The organism is Rhodococcus sp. AQ5-07 (genome assembly GCF_009707305.1).
Lineage (GTDB): Bacteria > Actinomycetota > Actinomycetes > Mycobacteriales > Mycobacteriaceae > Rhodococcus_F > Rhodococcus_F erythropolis.
In genome coordinates this window covers 5,701,653-5,722,394 of the sequence record NZ_CP046099.1, presented here as the reverse complement: position 1 = coordinate 5,722,394, position 20,742 = coordinate 5,701,653, and the positions used below count along the sequence as shown (strand labels likewise).

The 20,742-nt window shown below is 60.3% G+C and carries 20 protein-coding genes; 12 read left to right on the top strand and 8 right to left on the bottom strand.

Annotation, left to right across the window (positions count from 1 at the left end; genetic code table 11):
- Nucleotides 1–97 precede the first annotated feature (97 nt).
- The 3 genes from GJB56_RS26595 to GJB56_RS26585 are packed head-to-tail and all read left to right on the top strand — an operon-like array spanning nucleotide 98 to nucleotide 2,505.
- Nucleotides 98–613 (top strand): VOC family protein, encoded by a 516-nt coding sequence (locus GJB56_RS26595; RefSeq protein WP_020968462.1) that lies wholly within the window; start codon nucleotides 98–100, stop codon nucleotides 611–613.
- A gap of 37 nt (nucleotides 614–650) precedes the next feature.
- Nucleotides 651–1,439, top strand: coding sequence for a pirin family protein (locus GJB56_RS26590; RefSeq protein WP_020906267.1), 789 nt, complete (start codon nucleotides 651–653; stop codon nucleotides 1,437–1,439).
- Nucleotide 1,440: 1 nt separating this feature from the next.
- Nucleotides 1,441–2,505: a maleylacetate reductase gene (locus tag GJB56_RS26585; RefSeq protein WP_113682141.1), complete on the top strand. Its 1,065-nt coding sequence runs from the start codon at nucleotides 1,441–1,443 to the stop codon at nucleotides 2,503–2,505.
- A gap of 7 nt (nucleotides 2,506–2,512) precedes the next feature.
- On the opposite strand, the gene GJB56_RS26580 is transcribed toward GJB56_RS26585, so the two are convergent.
- Nucleotides 2,513–3,034: an Lrp/AsnC family transcriptional regulator gene (locus tag GJB56_RS26580; RefSeq protein ID WP_019746936.1), complete on the bottom strand. Its 522-nt coding sequence runs from the start codon at nucleotides 3,032–3,034 to the stop codon at nucleotides 2,513–2,515.
- 109 nt (nucleotides 3,035–3,143) lie between these two features.
- Here GJB56_RS26580 and ald point away from each other — a divergent pair, with 109 nt between their 5' ends.
- Together ald and GJB56_RS26570 are read left to right on the top strand one after the other, a co-directional pair.
- A complete protein-coding gene (ald, locus tag GJB56_RS26575; RefSeq protein ID WP_021342891.1) occupies nucleotides 3,144–4,244 on the top strand; it encodes an alanine dehydrogenase in 1,101 nt (366 codons plus the stop codon).
- A 53-nt stretch (nucleotides 4,245–4,297) separates the two neighbouring features.
- Complete coding sequence (locus GJB56_RS26570) at nucleotides 4,298–5,173, top strand: aldo/keto reductase (protein WP_019746934.1); 876 nt, start codon at nucleotides 4,298–4,300, stop codon at nucleotides 5,171–5,173.
- Here the strand turns inward: GJB56_RS26570 and GJB56_RS26565 are convergent, their stop codons facing one another.
- From GJB56_RS26565 to GJB56_RS26555, 3 genes are all read right to left on the bottom strand, one after another.
- Nucleotides 5,174–6,424: an NADH:flavin oxidoreductase/NADH oxidase family protein gene (locus tag GJB56_RS26565; protein ID WP_070385833.1), complete on the bottom strand. Its 1,251-nt coding sequence runs from the start codon at nucleotides 6,422–6,424 to the stop codon at nucleotides 5,174–5,176.
- A 28-nt stretch (nucleotides 6,425–6,452) separates the two neighbouring features.
- Nucleotides 6,453–6,956, bottom strand: a complete 504-nt coding sequence (locus tag GJB56_RS26560) for an SRPBCC family protein (protein WP_007734158.1) — start codon at nucleotides 6,954–6,956, stop codon at nucleotides 6,453–6,455.
- Between the two features lie 72 nt (nucleotides 6,957–7,028).
- Complete coding sequence (locus GJB56_RS26555) at nucleotides 7,029–7,604, bottom strand: TetR/AcrR family transcriptional regulator (RefSeq protein WP_007734151.1); 576 nt, start codon at nucleotides 7,602–7,604, stop codon at nucleotides 7,029–7,031.
- An 85-nt stretch (nucleotides 7,605–7,689) separates the two neighbouring features.
- Here GJB56_RS26555 and GJB56_RS26550 point away from each other — a divergent pair, with 85 nt between their 5' ends.
- Nucleotides 7,690–8,148, top strand: coding sequence for a PaaI family thioesterase (locus GJB56_RS26550; protein ID WP_003945940.1), 459 nt, complete (start codon nucleotides 7,690–7,692; stop codon nucleotides 8,146–8,148).
- A gap of 288 nt (nucleotides 8,149–8,436) precedes the next feature.
- Complete coding sequence (locus GJB56_RS26545) at nucleotides 8,437–9,738, top strand: TrpB-like pyridoxal phosphate-dependent enzyme (protein WP_113682140.1); 1,302 nt, start codon at nucleotides 8,437–8,439, stop codon at nucleotides 9,736–9,738.
- A gap of 64 nt (nucleotides 9,739–9,802) precedes the next feature.
- On the opposite strand, the gene GJB56_RS26540 is transcribed toward GJB56_RS26545, so the two are convergent.
- On the bottom strand, nucleotides 9,803–10,087 hold the full coding sequence (locus GJB56_RS26540) for a hypothetical protein (protein WP_154606705.1): 285 nt from the start codon (nucleotides 10,085–10,087) through the stop codon (nucleotides 9,803–9,805).
- Nucleotides 10,088–10,579: 492 nt separating this feature from the next.
- Here GJB56_RS26540 and GJB56_RS26535 point away from each other — a divergent pair, with 492 nt between their 5' ends.
- Nucleotides 10,580–12,004: an outer membrane protein assembly factor BamB family protein gene (locus tag GJB56_RS26535; RefSeq protein ID WP_113682138.1), complete on the top strand. Its 1,425-nt coding sequence runs from the start codon at nucleotides 10,580–10,582 to the stop codon at nucleotides 12,002–12,004.
- A 639-nt stretch (nucleotides 12,005–12,643) separates the two neighbouring features.
- Here the strand turns inward: GJB56_RS26535 and GJB56_RS26530 are convergent.
- Nucleotides 12,644–13,963, bottom strand: a complete 1,320-nt coding sequence (locus GJB56_RS26530) for a PucR family transcriptional regulator (RefSeq protein WP_230091082.1) — start codon at nucleotides 13,961–13,963, stop codon at nucleotides 12,644–12,646.
- A gap of 317 nt (nucleotides 13,964–14,280) precedes the next feature.
- Between GJB56_RS26530 and GJB56_RS26525 the strand changes: the two genes are divergently transcribed.
- Together GJB56_RS26525 and GJB56_RS26520 are read left to right on the top strand one after the other, a co-directional pair.
- Entirely contained in the window at nucleotides 14,281–15,621 is a 1,341-nt protein-coding gene (locus GJB56_RS26525) for an MFS transporter (RefSeq protein ID WP_113682137.1), read from the top strand.
- A gap of 256 nt (nucleotides 15,622–15,877) precedes the next feature.
- Nucleotides 15,878–17,188 carry an NAD(P)/FAD-dependent oxidoreductase gene (locus tag GJB56_RS26520; protein ID WP_113682136.1) on the top strand — a complete coding sequence of 437 codons (1,311 nt, stop codon included), beginning with the start codon at nucleotides 15,878–15,880 and terminating at the stop codon, nucleotides 17,186–17,188.
- Nucleotides 17,189–17,351: 163 nt separating this feature from the next.
- Here GJB56_RS26520 and GJB56_RS26515 read toward each other — a convergent pair whose 3' ends face one another.
- Nucleotides 17,352–18,224 (bottom strand): alpha/beta hydrolase, encoded by an 873-nt coding sequence (locus GJB56_RS26515; RefSeq protein ID WP_113682135.1) that lies wholly within the window; start codon nucleotides 18,222–18,224, stop codon nucleotides 17,352–17,354.
- Nucleotides 18,221–19,447 (bottom strand): metal-dependent hydrolase family protein, encoded by a 1,227-nt coding sequence (locus GJB56_RS26510; RefSeq protein WP_230091081.1) that lies wholly within the window; start codon nucleotides 19,445–19,447, stop codon nucleotides 18,221–18,223. The genes GJB56_RS26515 and GJB56_RS26510 overlap by 4 nt, the downstream gene beginning before the upstream one ends.
- Before the next feature lie 98 nt (nucleotides 19,448–19,545).
- On the opposite strand from GJB56_RS26510, the gene GJB56_RS26505 reads away from it, so the two are divergent.
- On the top strand, nucleotides 19,546–20,109 hold the full coding sequence (locus GJB56_RS26505) for a TetR/AcrR family transcriptional regulator (protein ID WP_029537549.1): 564 nt from the start codon (nucleotides 19,546–19,548) through the stop codon (nucleotides 20,107–20,109).
- Between the two features lie 245 nt (nucleotides 20,110–20,354).
- Nucleotides 20,355–20,723, top strand: coding sequence for a cupin domain-containing protein (locus GJB56_RS26500; RefSeq protein WP_019746921.1), 369 nt, complete (start codon nucleotides 20,355–20,357; stop codon nucleotides 20,721–20,723).
- The last annotated feature ends 19 nt before the right edge of the window (nucleotides 20,724–20,742 follow it).

The following is a 20,742-nucleotide window of genomic DNA, read 5'->3' as shown; positions in this document are numbered from 1 at the left end:
CGAAGTAGTTGACAACGAAATCAAATGATCTATTCTCAATGTAGTTGATCAGTCAACTACCTGTTCGAAGAGAAGGTTCAACCGAGAGGCGGGCGCCATGAGCGACAACAACGCAGTGCAGTTCGACAACGCAGTGCAGTTCGAGGAACGCCGGGCCGAGATCAGGGATCGACATCTGATCCCCGCCGACAAACGACCCGCATCGACCGCCCGCGGCCTGCACCATACGGCCCTGATCAGCAGTGACGTCGAACGAACCGTGAAGTTCTATCAGGATCTCCTCGGATTCCCACTCACCGAGTTGATCGAGAACCGTGACTATCCCGGGTCGTCGCACTTCTTCTTCGACATCGGCAATGGCAACCTTCTGGCCTTCTTCGACTTCCCGGGTCTCGACGTGGGCCCGTACCAAGAAGTACTCGGCGGCCTCCACCACATCGCAATCAGCGTCGAACCTGCCAAGTGGGCGAAGCTGCGCACCCAACTGACCGAGGCCGGCGTCGAACTGATCGAGCACAGCGAGGTTTCGTTGTACTTCCGCGATCCCGACGGCGCTCGACTCGAGCTGATCGCCGACCCTCTCGGCGAGATGTACGGCAATCACGTCCTCTGAAAACTTGCTCTCCCCCACACCATTCGGAAGGCACACCATGACCTCCACTCTGTCGCAGCCGAACCTCGATATCCGTCGATCCGGGGATCGCTTCAAGTCCAATGCCGGCTGGCTGGACTCGAAGCACTCGTTCTCGTTCAGCAATCACTACGACCCGAAGAACACTCACCACGGTCTTCTCCTGGTCAACAACGACGACATCGTCACGCCCGGAATGGGATTCGACACCCACCCGCACCAGGACATGGAGATCGTCACCTGGGTACTGAGAGGTTCTCTCGTACATCAGGATTCGATGGGGCATTCGGGCGTCATCTACCCCGGTCTCGCCCAGCGGATGAGCGCTGGAACGGGAATCCTGCATTCGGAGAAGAACGATTCGTGGCGACTCGGTGACGTGGCGGGTGCGCATTCCGACAAGCACAGCGACCCGGTTCACTTCATCCAGATGTGGGTCGTCCCCGACGAGGCCGGAATCACGCCCGGATACGAGCAGTTGGAGATCGACGCCGAATTGCTTGCCGGTGGACTGGTTCCCGTCGCGTCGGGCATGGACGCGTACGCCGATCACTCGGCAATCCGGATCAAGAACAAGTACGCCGCGATGCACGTTGCGCGTCTGCAACCCGGACAACCTGTGACCCTGCCGGACGCACCGTTCCTGCATGTTTTTGTCGCCGACGGTCAGGCCGCCATGGAAGGCGTCGGAGTGCTCGAACAAGGTGACGCGGTGCGAGTATCCGGCGGTGGAGGTCAGCAGCTCAGCTCCGATACCGGGGCAGAGGTCATCGTCTGGGAAATGCACGCCACCGTTTCGCAGGGATGACATGAAGCCCTTCTCGTACGACGCTTCACCGTCTCGAATTGTCTTCGGCCAAGGGACGATCGATACGATCGCCGAAGAAGTGCGGCGGCTCGGCCGTAGCCGAGTGATGGTGCTGGCAAGTCGTCGACTCGACGCGGTTGCCGCCGCCGTCACCGAATCTCTCGGCGACATGGCGGTGGTCCGCTTCGACGGCGCTGTGATGCATACTCCGATCGAAGTCACGACAGCCGCGCTGAGACTTGCCGAGAACCATCACGTCGACACGGTCGTCGCGATCGGCGGCGGTTCGGCAACCGGGTTGTCCAAGGCACTGGCACTACGAGCGGGGTTCGATCAGATCGTCGTTCCGACAACGTACGCGGGATCAGAAGTCACTCCGGTGTTGGGTGAAACAGAGAACGGACGCAAGACAACTCGCTCCTCTCCCCACATCAGACCCGAAACCGTCATCTACGACGTCGACCTCACTCTCGATCTGCCGCTGGATACCACCGTCACCAGCGCCGTCAACGCGATGGCGCATGCGGTTGAAGCGTTGTACTCCACCGAGTCCAACCCGATCACGGACTCGATGGCGATCGAGGCGATCTCCGGGATCGCCCGTGCGCTGCCGAGCATTGTCGATGATCCGAAAAATCTGGAAGGTAGGGCCGAACTACTGCAAGCGGCCTGGTTGGCCGGAACTTGCTTGGGCACAGTCGGTATGGGGCTTCATCACAAGGTGTGCCACACGCTTGGCGGCAGCTTCGGTTTGCCGCACGCCCCTACCCACACCGTTGTCCTCCCCCACGCAATGGCGTTCAACGCGTCTGCCGTCCCGGATGTGATGTCGCGAATAGCGACTGCCCTGGGTGTATCCGATGCCGCTACCGGCGTTTTCGACCTCGTCACCGCGTGCGGCGGACCGACGTCTCTGCGAGAACTGGGAATGAGTCACGATCAAATCGAAAATGCAGTCGAACTCGCCACCTCCGCCGCGTATCCGAACCCGCGTGAGATCACCCCGCCGGGCCTGAGCGAACTCCTCGAGAACGCCTGGTCCGGGCGTCGACCCGCCATCAGGTGAGAACTAATCAGGCAGTACCGCCTCGAGGCCTGACGTGTTCGAAGATCAGAATCGTCTCGGTCGCAGCAACCGCTGGATGTGCCGAGAGATTGTTGACGACGAAGTCACGCAACTGCGCCGAATCCGTCGTTGCGACGTGCAGCATGTAGTCGTCGACACCGGCAACGAAGTACACGTTGAGCACCGAGTCCAGCTTGGCGAAATCGTCGCCGAGCCGGTTGAGGTGCGACCGTGCGTTGGCCTGCAGTCGAACTGCGATCATCGCCTGCAGATCCATTCCGAGAGCGGCGGGGTCGATGTCCGCGTGAAATCCCCTGATCACGCCGTTGTCCACCAAGGCGCGCACACGGCCGAGGCATGTCGACGGCGCAATTCCCGCGATCGCGGCCAGCGCATTGTTCGGAATCCTCGCGTCTTTCGCCAGCTCTTCGAGCAGAACCCGGTCGACCTCGTCCAACTTCACGGCAGCCCGAACATGCTTCGGCGAGGCGGCCGTCTGAATACCGATTTTTGAACTTTCGCGCACCATGAATACAGCCTAGAGAATTATCTTCACTTCTCTTCACTATCTGACGACAAAACTTCATGCTTGGCACCTGCCATTCGAAGAAACAACAGACTCAGTTCGGAGCCGTGTCATGAAGGTCGGAATCCCCCGCGAAATCAAAAACCACGAGTACCGCGTGGCTATCAGCCCAGCAGGCGTCCACGAACTGGTCGGCCGAGGGCACGAGGTCGTCATCGAAACGGGCGCAGGCGTCGGCTCCTCGTTCAGTGACGAGGATTTCAAGGCCGCGGGCGCGCAGATCCTCGGGTCCGCCGATCAGGTCTGGACAGACGCAGATCTGCTCCTGAAGGTCAAAGAACCTATTGCAGAAGAGTATTCGCGACTCCGTAAGGATCAGGTGCTCTTCACCTACCTGCACCTGGCGGCGTCGAAGGAATGCACCGACGCACTCCTGGCTTCGAAGACCACTTCCATCGCCTACGAAACCGTTGTCGGTTCCGACGGTTCACTGCCCCTTCTCGCACCGATGAGCGAAGTAGCCGGACGCCTTGCGCCGCAGGCCGGCGCCTACCACTTGATGCGTCACGGCGGCGGACGCGGAGTGCTGATGGGCGGCGTCCCCGGAGTGCGCCCCGCCAAGGTCGTGGTGATCGGTGCGGGAGTCTCCGGCAAAAACGCCATCGCCGTGGCCTACGGCATGCAGGCCGACGTCACCGTTCTCGATCTGTCGATCGCTCGCCTGCGGGAAATCGACGAGCTGTACCACGGCCAGGTCAAGACCATCACGTCCAACAGCCTCGAACTGGAACAGGCAGTACTCGACGCCGACCTCGTCATCGGCGCAGTGCTGGTCCCCGGGGCGAAGGCGCCGACTCTCGTCTCCAACAGCCTGGTGGCGCGTATGAAGCCGGGTTCTGTCCTGGTCGACATCGCCATCGACCAGGGCGGCTGCTTCGAGGATTCACACGCGACCACGCACGCCGATCCGACGTACCAGGTTCACGGTTCGGTCTTCTACTGCGTTGCGAACATGCCCGGAGCCGTCCCCCGTACGTCGACGTACGCGCTCACCAACGCGACGCTTCCGTACGTCGTCGCATTGGCAGACAAGGGGTGGAAGGACGCGGTCACGGCAGTTCCCGGCCTGGGGTCAGGACTGAGCACACACGACGGCCTGCTCCTGTCCGACAGTGTTGCAGCGGCACACGGGTACTCGGCTACGACTCTCTGACCCAGGCGGCTCTGACCCAGGCAAGGAAAGCTCGAGATCGCTAGCCTTGATCCATGAGCAATCCTGACATCACGCTGAATTCCGGAACCACGATCCCGCAACTCGGCCTCGGAGTCTGGCAGGCCACCAACGACGAAACCGAGCATGCAGTGCGGTTCGCTCTCGACGACGCCGGCTACCGGCACATCGACACCGCTGCCGCATATGGGAACGAAGAGGGCGTCGGACGAGGTATCGCCAACTCGTCCGTCGCGCGAGAGGACATATTCCTCACCACGAAGCTGTGGAATGCAGATCAGGGCTACGAGCCGGCGTTGAAGGCTTTCGACAGCAGCATCGACAAGCTGGGCGTCGATTACGTCGATCTGTATCTGATCCACTGGCCACTGCAGGACAACGACCGACTCCTCCGCACTTGGGACGCGCTCGAAAAGATCGCGGAATCGGGCCGCGCGAAGGCAATCGGGGTGTGCAACTTCGAGCCGCATCATCTGCAGCTTCTCGTCGATCGCGGCGGATTGTTGCCGGCAGTCGATCAAGTGGAACTGCATCCGCACCTCACGCAGCACGCGATCCGCGACAAGGCCGCCGAGCACGGAATCAAGGTCGAATCGTGGAGCCCACTCGGCGGTACCAGCAACGCGGGTTGGGGTAAGGCATCGAAGCCCAACACGCTGCTCACCGATCCGATCATCACTCGAATCGGTGACCGCCACAGCAAGACTGCCGCGCAGGTCCTGATCCGTTGGCACCTGCAGAACGGCCTGATCGTCATCCCGAAATCAGTGCATGACGCCCGGATCGCTCAGAACATCGACGTATTCGACTTCGAACTCACTGATCTCGATCTGAGCGAAATCGACACTCTCGACGACGGTACCCGCGTCGGCGCGCATCCCGATGAACTCAACATCGGTGCACCGAACTGATCAAGCCGCTCGTTTGGTGGGGCGAAGCGCATCGATTCCGTTTCGCCTCACCATGGTCCCGAGGGTTTTCCACCACGGCCGAGCCGGATCCGGCTCGTTACCGTCGCCCATTCGATGCAACTGATCGGTGTGCCACTGCAGGTCGAGTGCACCGTCGAGCATCGAGATGTCGGCAACCTTCCCCAACAACTTCCGCGCTCCGAACTCCACAGTCGGGACGATCAATCGTTCCCGATTCGATTCCAGGAGAACGGTTGCCGCGTCGGGAATCGTGATCGTCGGCCGGCCGAGGCCGATCACGTCGCAGGCGCCGGAAGCGAGTGCCTCGACCATCGCCGATCGCGAGCGGAAGCCGCCGGTGACCGCCAAGGGAATGTCGCCGGCAATCGCTCGAACCGTCTCGGCATACTCGAGGAAATATGCCTCTCGATCGCGAGTGCTCTGCTTCTGCGCTTTACCCATCATGGCCGGCGATTCATAACTGCCACCGCTGATCTCGATGAGATCGACCGACTCTTCGGTCAACGCGCGTACTACTTCTCGCGATTCGTCTTCCGAGAATCCGCCGCGCTGGAAATCAGCCGAGTTGAGTTTGACCGACACCGCGAATCCGGGAGCAACGGTCGAGCGTATGCGCCGAACGATTTCGATCAGAAAGCGTCGTCGACGCTCGGGATCTCCACCCCACTCGTCCGTCCGCTGATTGGACAACGGCGAAAGGAACTGCGCAACAAGATAACCGTGGGCGGCATGTATCTGCACGCCTCCGAAGCCGGAGGACTCGGCGACGCGAGCGGTTTCCGCGAACTTGTCGATGATCTCTTCGATCTCAGCAGTCGAGAGTTCTCGCGGCGTCGCCATTCCCGGAATCTTCAGAGCAATCGCGCTCGGTGCGACCGGTCGACCTCTGCTGGCGATCGGGTTGGATTGCCGCCCTGGGTGGTTCAGCTGCATCCAGATCTCGGCGCCGCCGTTCTTGGCAGTCTTGGCCCAGGCAGTCAGCGCTTCGGCATCACGATCGTCGTCGACGACGACGTTGCCCGGTTCGGCGATCTGCGATCGATCGACCATGACATTGCCGGTGACGAGCAATCCGAACCCGCCACTGCCCCAACGGCCGTACAGCGTTTCCAAGCGGGTGGACGGTCCATGAGTCCGGTCCCCCAGAGCCTCACTGAGCGCAGCTTTCATAGTGCGATTCCGCAGTATCTGCCCACAGGGCAAAGTCAACGATTCTCCGAGTGTGGTCATGGATACCTCTCGCATGAAGGGAAGAAAGTCAATGGCGTGGCGCAGAACCGAAGTGCCGCTTGGTATCGCGCACGAAGCTCGAGAAGATCAGTGAGTTGACCGGTAGCCCGCCGCGCACCGCGAGCGACAGCTTCGGACGCGGCGAGAATGCAAAATTCCACTGCAGTCTCGAACCCACTGCGAGCTCGTCGACGCGGTAGTCCTCCGCGAAGGATTGGAACAGCGGAACATTGGACTGTTCGACGTAAAACGAGTGCCGACGCGTTTCGTCGTCCCAGGTGATGAACTTTTCGCGCATCTGCATCGCGCCACCGCCCACCTCCGCGATTCGGCGCGTGCCGACGCCGTAGGGGCGCGGCGAGGTGTAGTGCACTTTTGTGAGCAGTCGGCACCACGACAAAGGCTCGTCGGCGGTCAGACCGGCCCAGACGACATCAGGTTCGGCGGCGAGGTCGATCGAGTACGTGAAGATATGCGGTGCCGTGTCGAAGAAATCGACACCGACCGGTTCGAGGTCGAACCAATGTGTCATCGCCTACTCCTGCCTAATTAGCCGTTACATGAAGTTACGGATACTTGATGGCCGAAGTCAACCCCCGAAGGCTCAGCGGGACCAAGCCTCAGAACGAGAGAGCCCCTGCAGTGAAGCGATGACCTGTTCGAGCGGCTCGATACTTCGAGTCGTCTGGCACACCGCCACTGCACCTTCGACCGACGTGATCGTCAGGTTTGCCATCGACTTTGCTTGCACTGCAGGATAACCCGCAGTTTCGAGTTGCGATTCGATCAACTTCTGCCATCCCAGCATGACCTCAGCCGATACTTCCGCGACTTCTGGCTCACTGGCGCGTGCCAACCCGCCGGCAATCACCGGGCAGCCGATCGCGAAGTCCGAGCGCGTGAGATTGAGTCGCCAGATGTCTCCGACCGCTTCGATCACGTCGGCAGTGGAACCGGTGGCCGCAGCCGAGCTGATTCGTCTGGTGATGATCGCACCAGCCGCGCGCACGGCTTCGACCATCAGCTCGGTCTTGCCGCCGGGGAAGTGATGGTAAATCGACCCACGGGGCGCGCCGCTGTGCTTGATGACGTCGCTGAAGGATGTCGCATCGACACCGTTGCGGCTGATCAGTTCGACCGCACTACGAATCATGCGATCACGTGAGCTCAGCTCTGCCATGTCACAGATCCTTCGGCCGTCGGTACACCTGTCGACTCATACGCTACGTTATGTATGACGACCTACATAGTGATGGGATGAAACAATGAGTGACGAGACAACCGCAACCGTCGATCCGGCGCAGATGACAGGCCTCGAACTTCTCCGCTGGATGGGAACGCAGGTCAACGACCGACCCAGCATCGGACGCCTCCTCGGCATGGAGATGCGCGAGGTCAACGAGGGATCCGTCAGCTTCGCACTGACCCCGCGTGCCGATTTCAGCAACCCGCTCGGCACCGTGCACGGCGGCATCTGCGCAACGCTGCTCGACTCGGTCATGGGCTGCGCGGTGCACACGATGCTTCCGGCCGGCGTCGGCTACACGACCCTCGAACTCAAGCTCAACTACATCCGCACGGTGCCTCTCGACGGTGACGAACTGACAGCCCACGGCAGTGTCATTCACGTGGGCGGGCGTACCGCGACCGCAGAGGGCAAGGTCTTGGACAAGAACGGCAAGTTGGTGGCGCACGGAACTACGACGTGCATGATTTTCCGCTGAGCCGACGGAGGATGGCGAAAATGTAGCCGCGCCGACGGAGGATGGCGAAAATGTAGCCGCGCCCGACGTGAGCAGGGTGCGAGTACCGATGTACGATCGGCTCGTGACCCTGCTCACTGCGCACCTCTGGTGGCCCGACCGCTGACGGTCAGCCGCAACTGCGTGCTGCCCGGACCGATATCGGGTGGTCCAGCAGGCTCCTCTCCAGGATCCCCGATCCGGCAAATGCCGTACGCGTCGTCGCTACGACCGCCAAGATCAGGTACCGAATCCACGAAGGAGAGTTAGTTGACCACCACCCCACTCAACCGTTCGCTCGAGCCTTTGGGCGTCTCCATCCCGTCGAAAGTGCCGACGCACTGGTACAACCTGGCGGCTGACCTCCCCGAGCCCGTTCCCCCGCACCTGCATCCAGGCACTCGTGAGCCGCTCGGCCCTGAGGACTTGGCGCCGCTGTTCCCGATGAACCTCATCGCGCAGGAAGTCGCAACCGAGCGCTACATCGAGATCCCGGAGACGGTTCGCGAGATATACGGCATGTGGAGGCCCTCTCCCCTGTTCCGTGCGCACCGACTCGAGCGCGCTCTGGGCACACCTGCTCGCATCTACTACAAGTACGAAGGCGTGAGCCCGGTCGGTTCGCACAAGCCGAATACTGCTGTCGCGCAGGCGTACTACAACGCGATCGAAGGAACCACCAAGCTCACCACCGAAACCGGCGCAGGCCAGTGGGGTGCGTCGCTGTCGTTCGCGGGCGCACTGCTCGGACTCGACGTCGAGGTGTGGCAGGTTCGCTCCTCCTTCGATTCGAAGCCGTACCGACGCATCCAGATGGAGGCGTACGGCGGAATCTGTCACCCGTCGCCTTCCGACCTGACGGAAGCCGGACGCGCACTGTTGAAGTCGCATCCCGACACCACCGGCTCGCTTGGTATGGCGATCAGTGAGGCCGTCGAGGTCGCTGCGCAGGATCCGAACACGCACTACTCACTCGGCAGCGTGCTGAATCACGTCATGCTTCACCAGACCGTGATCGGTCAGGAAGCAATGGTCCAGCTCGAAGAAGCCGGTGACGCCGTCCCCGACACCGTGTTCGGTTGCGCCGGTGGCGGTTCCAACCTCGCCGGACTCACCTTCCCGTTCCTGGGACGAAACCTTCGCGAAGGCACCAAGACTCGTTTGGTCGCCTGCGAGCCTTCGGCATGCCCGTCCCTCACCCAGGGCGAGTACCGTTACGACTTCGGTGACGTCGCCGGGCTGACTCCGCTGCTCAAGATGCACACTCTGGGTAAGGACTTCGTTCCCCCGGCGATCCATGCCGGTGGCCTTCGCTACCACGGTATGTCGCCGATGGTCTCGCATGCGGTCAACCTCGGACTCATGGATGCGATTGCCGTCGATCAGGACGACGCGCTCCAGGCCGGTCTGATTTTCGCCCGCGCCGAAGGGATCATCCCGGCTCCGGAATCAACCCACGCGGTTGCCGGCGCCATCGCTCACGCTCGCTCCGTCACCGAACCCGAGGTGATTGTGATCGGACTGTCGGGCAACGGTCAGTTGGATCTCCCGGCGTACTCGCCTTACGTCTGACGCCGTCGGTGTGGTGGTCTCGTGTGTGCGAGGCCACCACACTTCGTCACACCGAGCACGTTCCCTATTCGGATCCCAATTCGTCGACGGGTCGGACAGTGATCGAACTTGTCCCCAACACGGTGCCGGGGGCTATCCAAGGATCTTCCGGAGCTGCGCCCGCGACCCGTCGTTCACCGATGAACTCACCGGTTCCCGGATCGATGATCAAGTCGCGACGCTCGTGAACACCACTGAGCCCGAGTGCGATTCCGGATCGACCGTCGAGCGTGGTCTGTCCCACGGTCTCCACACCATCGATTCCGGCGATCGCGCGATACCACTGCGCTTTGACGTCAGGCGGCATCATGCCGGCTCTCAGTATTTCAATAGCGATGTGGAACATCGCTTCCGGCGTCGAACCGCGCGGCGCCGTGTAGTCGCGGAGCCATCGAAGCAACCCCTCGGGGTCAGCGGGCAGCGACCGATAGAAGTTGGGATCGTCCCAGTCGTCCGGAACGCAGTTGATGTTGTCGCGATTGTCGTCGAAGAATCTGCCGCAGCGGGCACGCCATTCCCCGTTTCGGGTTTCGTCGATGTACAGAGCTGATTCACTCTCCGGCGTCGTGCCGCCGAGCCACCGCGACTGGCCAGTTGACCGCCGCTCGAGCCATAACGAGGGACGATCCGCAATTTCCCCCCGAGTTTTTCACTACGCAGCGACGGTTCTCAGTCTCTTGGTCGGAGACAAACGCTACCCGGCCCTGATGCGGTAGGCCGTGGGATCGATTTCGAGGTCGGCATCGAGCCGGCCGTCCGCGAAACGAACCGATCAGTTTGCTCGATCGGTTACGGTCTTTCGATGCAGCTTCGGTTGAAGGAACACTGGAAACTGGTCGCCCTCGGACTGGCGTTGATCGTGGCGATCGCGTTCATCGTCGTATCGGCACTCTCCGACTCCAGTGAGGCGGCCTCGCCGAAGCAGAAGATAGGCGGTCCGATCGTCGAGCAGGGCGTTGTCGACGTGGACCTCTCCGATCCTCCGCAACAAGCTTGGGAACTCGATGTTCGAACGCTCACGGACAACTCCGGCGACGTACTGCTGTCGATGCCTTCCGGCCTCGATAGCTACTACGGCTACGGCAACACGTACCAAGTCGGTGACGTGCTGGTGGCCGCGACTGCTTATCCCCTTCCCAAGACCGACGAGTCTTCGTCGAGTCAGGGAGTCGGTGCCGTCACACTGGTCGGTGTGAATCCCGACGACGGAAGTCCGCTGTGGAAAACGCGAATCGGCGGAGTCATCGGCCAGTGCAGTCAGCAGAACGAATCCACGATCATCGCGTGCTGGGGCGATCGACGGATGATCTTTGTAGATACCGCGACCGGAACTCTTATGTCCGACCTCGGAACCGACTTCGATCTCAATGGCGCCGTCATCACCGGAGACACCGTGTACACGTCCGGCGAAAGGATGGACGGAACGATTCGAACACGAATTCTCGCCAGCGGCAACACAACCAACTTAACGGCCAACTTCGTTCGCACCTTCGAACCAAGTGAGAAGTTCGGGGCCGTCTACACGGTCCCTCACACCGACACTGTCATTGCGATGGAACAGGGCGATGGCGGGCACCCACAGTACCGCTATCGAATCTACGATCTGGATTCCGGCGCAGAACGATTCAGATTCGAGGGTGATTCGCTTGCCCCGGCCGGGAACGGATTGTTCCTCACCAGTGTCGGAGGCAGATCAGGTTATGTAGGAACCCAAAACCTCTTGGCATCAAATGGATCCACGATTCGTGCGATACCGATTCCCTCGTACTCATCGTCGTCCTACCCAAGTAAGTCCTCGACGGGCCTGCCGATGTTTCTCGGCGACGGCGCCTACGACCCGAATTCCGGTGACGAACTTTGGCGCAGTTCACAAATCGTCAACACCGCGATGGCCGGGACGGGAAGCGCCATCGCCGCAGTGGTAGGAAAAACAATCCTGGTCACGTCTCCCGAGACTCGCACAATCTCGGGTCTCGACATCGAGAGTGGCCGACAGTTGTGGCAAACGCCCTGGCAAGACGCGTACTGGGTTCGCAGCGGGGTAACCGATGGCGACCACTTCGTCTTCAGCGACTACACCGGCATGCACGCGATCCGGGCTCGCGACGGAAAGATGATGTGGTCGGTTCCCCTTCCCCCAGAAGTTGATCCACGCGGAGTCGTCGTCTCGAATGCCGGCAAAAACGTGTCGTTCTCCTGGCAGAACCATTTCACCGTTTGGCGTTAGGCCGGCAACATCACCGATACCGTGTCGTACTGACCAGCCAGTTCAGCAGCAAGCAAATGGCTAGACGTGCAGCATCAATGGCCACAATCCAGTCTGGCGCGTTTGTTCAATTTCGGGGGAACGATCTCGAACAACTGCATATATCTCCGCGACTCCAATTTCGGAAAGATCAGACCAGACCTGCAGTGAAGGGGTGCGTAAAAATCGCACCGACTCAGGTATCTGATCCACTCCAACCGTAAAGGGAGCCAACGGGATGGACGCGAAATCCCCTGTGTGCAGTCGGCAACAAATAGTCCAGTTTGCGCGCAAACATCTGCGTACCGGGGGACCGAACTCAGACCAAATTCGTCGTCATTTCGGTTTGCAAAAACGCGCGTTCTTCACGCAGCTCGACACTCATCTGGACGATTCTGCACTTTCAATGCCCGAAAAAGTTGCACTCCGCCGCATCTGCCGACAGGAGGATAGAAGATGCCCGATCAAACGTATGAACGTCTCAGTAGGTCAAGCCAACCCACCCCGGCCGATGTACGACGCGCTTCCTTTCCCACCCCAGAACCATCATGCTTGACGATCGAAGCCCCGAACTACGTTGAGCCGCTGGATTCTTCCGCAGTCCCCCCTTCTCGGTTGGGATCATCGGAGATCTAACAACCGCGCGACTTTCAGACTTAAATGCAATGCCAACCGGTCGTCGCCGTTTGCCAAGTCTGCGCGTGTTATCTCCTGAATTCGCCGCAAACGATAGTACAAGCTCCCTCGATGCACACAGAGCGCCTCGGACGTTCGCTTTACGTCACCGGCATTGTCCAAAAAGCTCTCCAGCGTCGCGAGAAGAGCCTCACTTTTTGAGTCCTCATGGCTGAGCAAGGACTGCAAACCTGAGTGAATACTGTTCGCGAGTCGATCCTCCGACAGTTCGGCCAGAAGTCCGTAGACGCCGAGATCCCGATAATGCACAACATTTCCGAGCACCTTGACGACCTGGGCTACATCTGCGGAGCGTCTGGACTCTTCGTAGGATTCGCGCACGTCTGCAACCGAGGTTCGCGGTTCACCGATACCAACCCAACATTCGATGTTCTGGCGCCCACTTTCAGACAAGACTCGCTCCCGGGCTGCCACGATCAACGAGTCCAGATGGGTTTGAGTCGAGCGTTCGGCCACCGATACGATCAACAGACTGTGGTCGGGGCGGTCGAGTTGGATTGCACTGTTCCGCGGGAGCCTCCGCCGAAGCTGATCGACGCCGACGGCAACACTCAGACGATCTCTTTCGGTCAATGTCGACCGGTGCACGGGACGAAGCAACATAGTGACCGCGACTGCTGGACCCGCAGCCATCAAGCCCTCATCAGCCAATCTGCTTGCCGCGTCCTCGCGCAGCGACCGCTCGCCAGACAGTACGTCTCGAGTAAGTTCCCGCTCCCGACTTCGGGACAACTCGTCCAGCAACTGTTCGCGGTGGAGGATCATCGCCGCCGCATCAGCCGTGCGCCTCAAGACCTCGGCTTGATCCTCGTCAACTTCGCCCTCTGAAGTCAACAGCCAGACGAAGCCCAGCAGCGCATTGCGGTACCGGATCGGCATCCCGACCCGGCCAAGGGTCAGCCCTAGTTCTTCGTTGACGGGAACAGTGAAGAGATCGAGGGCTTCACGGCCTCCACTCGCGTAGATGAAGTCCACAATCTCGCGTGAAACATTCCGCTGTAGAACGGAATTCATTCTGACTGAATCGACGGCACTGTCATGCGAGTTGTACGCGAGTAGACGGATCTGTGCATCGTCGATCGCAACGGAACGGTCCAGTCGGCGCCCGGTAGTATCCACCAAATGCTGTAGTTCTCCGGCCATGGTCGAACTGTACGAGCCACGCTCGCCGTTTTGCAACATATGACTAAATTCGTCCGCGACAATTTGAACGAATGACAGTGATGCAACTAACTTTCGCGCCATAAGCTCGCTACATGCCGAAGCACATGAGACCCGGAACGTGTTCGCTCGGCCCGCGACCAGGCATACCCAGCAACGACAGGTTGCACGACAGCGACGAGATTCGTTGCAGCCGTGAGATTTGCATTGTGGGCCGAAGCCAGCCGACACGCTCTCGCGTGAGAAAGCGTTGTCCCTGATCCGGAATCGATCGCAACCTCCGTTCGCCAGATCAACGTGGGTCCGGTCGGCCTCTTTCAATTTCGCATGCCTCCGAACGACATCGACCACCGTGACGTCGCAAAACCGTTGCTATTCAGCATATCCCGAGAGGAATCATCATGACCGGCACAGCAAATGCTCCTGTAGAGCATCAAACCGAGACGTCACCCGGACGTCGATCGGCGCGCCGTAGGGCCCTGATTGCCGGCGCGACAGGCAACATCGTCGAATGGTTCGATTTCACGATCTACGGTTTCACTGCCGCAGTTCTCGCGACAGTGTTCTTCCCTCCGGAGTTCGGCAGTGGCGCACTGCTTGCCACCTTCGCTCTTTACGGAGTCGCATTCTTGGCCAGACCTGCCGGCGGCATATTCTTCGGAAGACTGGGTGACCGCCTCGGCCGACGGAGGTCACTGTCCCTGGCTATTACGCTCATGGGCTGCTCGACAGCGGCTATCGGCCTCTTACCGACCTACGCTTCGATCGGTGTTGCAGCACCGCTGTTGCTGCTGCTCTGTCGCTTGGTTCAAGGATTCTCGGCCGGCGGCGAATACACCGGAGCGGCAACCTTCGTCGTCGAGCATGCGCCGTCTCACCGCCGAGGCTTGTACGCAGGGATTATCAGCTCTTCGTCGTTCGTCGGCAGTATCTTGGCCACGGTCACAGTCTTGTCATTCAGCTTGGTCGGCACTGAGTCCTTTGCCGACGGGGGATGGCGTTGGCCATTCATCATCGGAGGCGTTGTCGCCATGGTGGGACTGTTCATGAGGCTTGCGGTCGAGGAAACTCCAGCTTTCAAGGAAATGAAAGAAAACGATTCCCTTCCAACCCGCCCTCTCACAGATCTGTTCCGCAATCACTGGCGGACTCTGCTCACGTCATTCGTGTATTTCGCCTCGCTCGGTGTCGTTACTCATATGCTGCTCGGCTACATGCCGACATTTCTGATTCTTTCAGCCGACGTTTCGAGCACGGTGGCGCTGCTGATGACAACCGGCGCTTTGGTTCTCGCAGTCCCGCTGTTCATCTTCTTCGGCGCCACGGTCGACCGAATCGGCCGGAGACCTCTCGTCAGAATCGGCATGGTGATGTCAGTTTTCGTTTCGGTGCCCAGCTACATGCTCATCGGCACCGGAAACATTTTCGCGATTGCCATTGCACTGGCTGCTCTGGTCATCGCGCTTTCCCTACTCGCGTCCGCTTTGCTCGTAATCCTCGAAATGATGCCGACGCATGCTCGATTCACCGGCACGGCAATCCCCTACAACATCGCATATGCGCTCTTTGCAGGAACTGCGCCGCTGGTGTGCGCAGCACTGGTCAACGCCACTGGAAGCGATCTGTCGCCTTCCTTCTACGCGACCGCCATCGCTTTGATCGCACTTCCCATTCTGTGGCGAGGGATTCCGGAATCGAAAGACTGGTCTGCCACGCGGGGCAGCTCGACGAAACATTTCTGACAACGGACGCGTCACGGCTGTGATTTTTTGAGCAGCTGTCGATAGCGTTCCGATGGCCGCCACGAGAGAGTTGAGGACGACGGACACCTCTGGACTTTCAGGTACCAAATCCATTAAGGCAGAGCCGAATCCGAGAAGTCGGGATGCGGGTCTCCAGAGGAAGTCGACGGCGTCGGAATTACCAGAACCCAAGCTCGCCGGATCGAATAGCTGCGCTTCGATCCGGCGAAGCCATCAGTAGAAAGAGGGGCCGAAAGTGCCTACCGACAAGACCGATGCAGTTGTGGTCGGAGCTGGAGTGATCGGCAGCTCCATCGCCTACGAACTGGCCGCTCGAGGCTACGAAGTCCTGGTCATCGACAAGTCTGGTGGTCCGGGCTACGGCTCGACCAGTGCATCCAGTGCGGTCATCCGGTTCAACTACTCCACATTCGACGGCATGGCTGCGGCTTGGGAGTCGCTGCATTGCTGGCAAAACTGGAACGAGCATCTCAACGCGACAGTCGACGGCGCGCTTGCGAAGTTTCGGCAATGCGGGATGGCACTGCTCGATGTCGACGTCGCACCCCACGCGCGCACGATTGGACTGTTCGAGAAGATCGGAATCGACTACCAACTTTGGGACGCAACGACACTCGTCGAAGAGATTCCCGGTATCGACGCAGGTAAATTCTATCCACCGAAGCCAGTCGACTCGGAGTCCTTCTTCGCAGATGCGGAAACCACGCTCGGCGCGCTGTACACACCGCAGGCGGGGTTCGTCGACGACCCGCAACTGGCAGCCGCGAATCTTGCTGCGGCAGCACGTTCGCACGGTGCGGTTTTCGCATACAACACGCGTGTGGTGGCAGTCGAGCAGTTGCCTGACGGCACCTGGCAGCTAGGGCTCGACGACGGGGAAAGTGTGAAATCCAAGATTGTCGTCAACGCCGCCGGCCCCTGGTCAGGAGCGTTCAACAAGCTCTCGAATGTCGGGTCCGACTTCAAGGTTTCGGTTCGGCCCTTGCGTCAGGAAGTCCATCACATCACCGCACCCACTGAGTACAACGACGACGAGATCCTCGGCCCGATGATCGCCGATTTGGATCTCGGAACCTACATGCGAGCCGAACCTGGAAACGGTTTCCTCGTCGGCGGAACCGAACCGGATTGCGATCCGCTCGAGTGGATCGACGATCCTGATACCGCAAACCCGAATCGCACTGTTGCCCGATTCGAAGCGCAGGTTTTCCGCGCCGCCAGGCGTTTCCCCACCCTGGAGGTCCCTTCACAACCGAAAGGTATTGCCGGCGTGTACGACGCAGCGTCTGACTGGACCCCGATCTACGACAAGACAGACAGACAAGGTTTCTACGTCGCCATGGGCACCAGCGGGAACCAATTCAAAAATGCGCCCATCGCTGGGCGCCTCATGTCCAGGATCATCGACGAAGTGGAAGCTGGACACGATCACGACGCTGATCCCCTGACCTATGTCGGGATGCACACCGGGCTCGAAATCGACCTCGGCGCATTCTCCCGCCTTCGGGCACCCAATGCCGAGTCGACCGGGACGGTCATGGGTTAGAAGTCTTGTCCGGCTTGGAGAATCGATAGCCGCGACAACTGAATAGACACGGCTGTGGGTGTCCACCACGTGGTGGACACCCACAGCCGACTTCTCCTTCAACGGCGTCTGCGGAAAATCGCCCTAGAACGTGTCAGCGGCACATCGCCTCCGGGACGGAGAGCTAACGTGCATGGCAGGTCTTCAAGTAGCTCAGGAACGATGCCTGCAGCCCGGTTACGTGCGTCTCGTGCAACAACGCGGTCGAAACATCCTGCGACCGTCCCTTGCCATGCAACTGCTCCACGACGGCGAGAACGTTGCGTGACAGTCCGCGATAGATCGGAATGGGTCCAGTCAGTTCGGCTTCGTTCAGCGTGACGTGCAGCTGCGGAACAACTGAGCCCACGCCACGCTCGGGCAGTGCCTCGACCAGTGTGTGGATCTGGCTGTCGGCGTTCACAACTCCGGGACTACCCGCACCGAAGGTCGCGAATGGGGGCGCGTCGCGCAGCCATGCGTAGAGGGCGAAAAGGCCTCCGTACGAGTACCCGAAGAGTCCGTGCCCGGACTCGCTGACACGTAGCTCCGACGAGTACAGGCGAGGGTGGAGTTCGTTGGTCAGGAAGTCGAGGAAGACGTCCCCGTGGGTGTCTGCCAGCTCCTCGAGGTAGGCGTCCACGTACTCCTGGGTCATTGCACCCGAGTCGCGAGCAGCGGCAAGAGTAGCCATCATTTCTTCGCCTACCGGTTCCCCAGGCGGCACGAGATCGCGGTTGCGGAGCCGTGCCCAGTTGGCGGCTTCCTCACCGGCATATCCGACACTGACCTGGATGTACGGGGCGACCGTCAGGTACGGGTCTGCCTGCGTGACGATGAGCGGGGCGGTAAGACCTACAGCCCAGTTGCCGTCCATCACGTAGATCAGCGGTAAGGGATCCGTGGAGTCCGCGTAGCCGGGGGGTGTGGTCACCCAGACGCCGTAGATGTGCCCCGACTTCGCCGTTATTTCGAAGTACTCCGTGTCTGCAAAACATCCGTGCAGCATTGCGCTCATCGAACGCCTCCCTTGACGATATTGCCGGACTTCACGACGAGAGCAGCCATGTCCGGATCGGCGAACACCTTTGCGTCTCGGAGTGGGTCTTGCTGCCAGGCAACCATGTCCGCCTGCATACCGACGCGGATAGTCCCGACGGTTTCCCCGATACCGAGAATGTCGGCATTGACGCTGGTGGCCGAAACGAGTGCATGCATCGGCGACTCCAACTCCGCGCGCAAGCGCAACTCCTCACCTCGGCGCTTTTGGTGCGGCCCGATGAGGTCCGAGCCCAGGCCGATCCTCAGGCCTGCTGCGCGAGAGGCCTCGAGCGCTCTGGCCATGCGTTGACGCACTCCGGCTGCACGCTCTCGTATTGCCGGGTCCAGGTCCATGCTTTCGGTGTCCGTCAACTGCTCCACCACGGCGAAGGTGGGGACCAGAGCCACGTCGTGCTCGCGCATCAACTGGGCAGTCTCCGCGTCGATGTCGGTGCCGTGTTCCACGCACCGCACTCCCGCCCGCACTGCGTTGCGAATGCCCGCATTGTTGTGCGCGTGGACCGTGACGTAGGTGCCGCGCGACGCTGCTTCTTCCACTGCCACGGAGATTTCCTCGACGGTGAACTGTGTGTCGGTGAGGCTGTCATGGCCTCCGACGACACCGCCGGTGACGCACAGTTTCAGAAATGTTGCGCCTCGGCGGAACGATTCGCGCACGTTGCGTCGTAGCTCGTCGGCATTACCCGACATCAAGGACAAGGCGCAGAGCCCTGGAATGTGGTGCATGTTCCACAGCTCGGTCGGCTCCCATGCGGCCCCGTAGTAGCCGTGTCCACCGGTCTGGCACTGCACAGGACCACACGAGAGGACACGCGGACCACGCACCTTGCCGCTCGCAATAACGTCGACGACTCCGCCGTCGATGCCACCGACGTCTCGCACCGTGGTGAAGCCCGCGTCGAGGGCATGGCCCGCGGTGGCGAAGATGCCCGCAGCCAGTTCGGCTGCCGAGAGCTCAAACCCGAATTGCCTTCGGATCGGACTCGAAATACCCAGGTGGACATGAGCATCGATCAGCCCCGGAGTCAGAAGCATGCCGTCCAAGTCAACTGTCGTCGAACCCGACGGCGCCTGTCCGATCGCTGTGACAATGCCGCCGCTCACGCACACGTCGACTTCGACCGGGTCGGTACCCGATCCATCCGCGACCATGCCGCCGGCAAACCATACGTCAGTCAAAGGGACCTCCCGAGCATTAGAAACCACTCTCCTAAACACTGGTGAATTCGATATGCGGTACCGTACTCAACAGTGGTGAACCCGTCAATGGAGGTAGCGTGAGATCGCCGGTTGGGGAGGGTCGAGAGCGACTGTTACAGGCACTGTTCGACGAGTTCGGTGAAACCGGCCCAAGTCCGAAGCTGTCGATGCGCCAAGTAGCGGAGCGACTCGGCGTGCACCACACGCTTCTGACCTATCACTTCGGATCACGACCTGGTCTCCTCAGCGCCGTACTGTCGGAAGCGCGCCGCCGTGACAACCTCGTCATCGCCGCGATGGGCAAAGATCTCGGGTTCGCGGCCCTGTGCAGGGCGATCTGGAGTTTCTACTCGAACGCCGAGCATGAAGATCGAAGCCGCACCTTTTTTCACCTGGCCGGACTTGCGGTGTACGAGCACAAAGCATTTCAAGATTTCGCCGCCGACCTCGACGACTTGGCTCACCTCCTCGAAGCGGCAGCACTTCGCGAAGGATTCACAGTGGTGGATGCAAAGCAGCAGAGCATCATCGCAACCGCATGTCTGCGAGGACTGTTGCTGCAGAGGTTGCTCACCCCCGACGCCGAGGTCGACGCCGCAGCCGAGCGCTTCATCACCTCGCTGACCACGACCATCACCTAAGGCCCGACAACCGATCACCCTCGTTCGAAATCACGGACGGGGGCGGTTTTGTCATGGGCTCGGGCCTGTTTCGGCGTCAGCTGGGCCCCTCAACCCCGGCCAAGTGGTGGGTAATCGCACTTTCAACATCTGTACGAGCGAAGTGCCGAAAGATGCGACAAGTGAACCTATCCCGACCCAGCAGACACACGACATCATCGACAAGTCCGATGATTCACATGAGTTTCGAAAGTCAGGATTGAATTGTGACCATTACCTTCCGTGCCGCAGAGTTGAACAGCGCAAGTGGGATCTTCCAGCAAGCACTGCTCGGCCAACCCAGTGCAGAGCCACTCGCCGGAGACATCATCACTCGTGCAGATGTCGAGTTCACCAGTGACGACGGCCGCATTCAATCCGGAGTCTGGGAGAGCGAACCGGGAAAGTCGCGGTGGGAGTTCCTCACCCGCGGCGAGATCATCACCATCGTCTCCGGCGCCATGACCGTCGAGGAGGACGACGGCGATCCCGTACATCTCATTGCCGGGACGAGTGCAATCTTCCCAATCGGATGGAAGGGTACGTGGACGGTCACCGAGACCGTGCGCAAGGTGTTCGTCGTATACAACGAATGACCAAGAGAATCCGCAACAT

Bases quoted from the DNA above. Each gene is read 5' to 3' on its own strand.
- ald (WP_021342891.1), top strand. From the start codon at position 3,144: ATGAAGGTCGGAATCCCCCGCGAAATCAAAAACCACGAGTACCGCGTG.
- GJB56_RS26590 (WP_020906267.1), top strand. From the start codon at position 651: ATGACCTCCACTCTGTCGCAGCCGAACCTCGATATCCGTCGATCCGGG.
- GJB56_RS26525 (WP_113682137.1), top strand. From the start codon at position 14,281: ATGACCGGCACAGCAAATGCTCCTGTAGAGCATCAAACCGAGACGTCA.
- GJB56_RS26565 (WP_070385833.1), bottom strand. From the start codon at position 6,424: ATGACCACACTCGGAGAATCGTTGACTTTGCCCTGTGGGCAGATACTG.
- GJB56_RS26555 (WP_007734151.1), bottom strand. From the start codon at position 7,604: ATGGCAGAGCTGAGCTCACGTGATCGCATGATTCGTAGTGCGGTCGAA.
- GJB56_RS26530 (WP_230091082.1), bottom strand. From the start codon at position 13,963: ATGGCGCGAAAGTTAGTTGCATCACTGTCATTCGTTCAAATTGTCGCG.
- GJB56_RS26570 (WP_019746934.1), top strand. From the start codon at position 4,298: ATGAGCAATCCTGACATCACGCTGAATTCCGGAACCACGATCCCGCAA.
- GJB56_RS26580 (WP_019746936.1), bottom strand. From the start codon at position 3,034: ATGGTGCGCGAAAGTTCAAAAATCGGTATTCAGACGGCCGCCTCGCCG.
- GJB56_RS26515 (WP_113682135.1), bottom strand. From the start codon at position 18,224: ATGAGCGCAATGCTGCACGGATGTTTTGCAGACACGGAGTACTTCGAA.
- GJB56_RS26595 (WP_020968462.1), top strand. From the start codon at position 98: ATGAGCGACAACAACGCAGTGCAGTTCGACAACGCAGTGCAGTTCGAG.
- GJB56_RS26585 (WP_113682141.1), top strand. From the start codon at position 1,441: ATGAAGCCCTTCTCGTACGACGCTTCACCGTCTCGAATTGTCTTCGGC.
- GJB56_RS26535 (WP_113682138.1), top strand. From the start codon at position 10,580: ATGCAGCTTCGGTTGAAGGAACACTGGAAACTGGTCGCCCTCGGACTG.
- GJB56_RS26540 (WP_154606705.1), bottom strand. From the start codon at position 10,087: ATGATGCCGCCTGACGTCAAAGCGCAGTGGTATCGCGCGATCGCCGGA.
- GJB56_RS26560 (WP_007734158.1), bottom strand. From the start codon at position 6,956: ATGACACATTGGTTCGACCTCGAACCGGTCGGTGTCGATTTCTTCGAC.
- GJB56_RS26550 (WP_003945940.1), top strand. From the start codon at position 7,690: ATGAGTGACGAGACAACCGCAACCGTCGATCCGGCGCAGATGACAGGC.